We start from the raw sequence: 979 nt of genomic DNA on the forward strand, positions 1-979 counted from the left end.
ACGACGCTCCCACGGCTTGTAGGCACACGGTTTCAGGTACTATTTCACTCCGCTCCCGCGGTACTTTTCACCATTCCCTCACGGTACTATCCGCTATCGGTCACTAGGGAATATTTAGGCTTAGCGGGTGGTCCCGCCAGATTCACACGGGATTTCTCGGGCCCCGTGCTACTTGGGAGATGAGCAAGCAAGCCGTACAGATTTCGTCTACGGGGGTCTTACCCTCTACGCCGGACCTTTCGCATGTCCTTCGACTACCCATACGGTTTCTGACTCGCCGACCGGCCGGCAGACCGATCAAGCTCATTCCCACGACCCCCTGAGCGCAACCCCTGCCGGGTCTCACACGCTCAAGGTTTAGCCTCATCCAGTTTCGCTCGCCACTACTCCCGGAATCACGGTTGTTTTCTCTTCCTGCGGGTACTGAGATGTTTCACTTCCCCGCGTTCCCTCCACACTGCCTATGTGTTCAGCAGCGGGTGACAGCCCATGACGACTGCCGGGTTTCCCCATTCGGACACCCCCGGATCAAAGCTCGGTTGACAGCTCCCCGGGGCCTATCGCGGCCTCCCACGTCCTTCATCGGTTCCTAGTGCCAAGGCATCCACCGTGCGCCCTTAAAAACTTGGCCACAGATGCTCGCGTCCACTGTGCAGTTCTCAAACAACGACCAGTCACCCACCTCAACAAGCATGGGACCGGCAACCACTGAGACAACGTTTCCGTTCCCTCAGGACCCAACAACGTGCCCGACACAACCAGAACCAGAGACTCTCTTCCACGCCGAAGCAGTACTAGGAGACCAAGCCCTCGCTGTGCCGAATAGTCAACGTTCCACCCATGAGCGAGCACTCCGGGACATTCGCCCGAAGCTGCTATGTGCTCCTTAGAAAGGAGGTGATCCAGCCGCACCTTCCGGTACGGCTACCTTGTTACGACTTCGTCCCAATCGCTGGTCCCACCTTCGACGGCTCCTCCC

2 rRNA genes are annotated in these 979 nt (G+C 58.3%); both read right to left on the reverse strand.

What is annotated here, in order from left to right:
- Window positions 1-631: ribosomal RNA gene (locus VM95_RS37680) — 23S ribosomal RNA — on the reverse strand; the annotation flags it as partial.
- A gap of 259 nt (window positions 632-890) precedes the next feature.
- A 16S ribosomal RNA gene (locus VM95_RS37685) occupies window positions 891-979 on the reverse strand; the annotation flags it as partial.

The organism is Streptomyces rubellomurinus (genome assembly GCF_000961885.1).
GTDB classification, from domain to species: Bacteria; Actinomycetota; Actinomycetes; order Streptomycetales; family Streptomycetaceae; genus Kitasatospora; species Kitasatospora rubellomurina.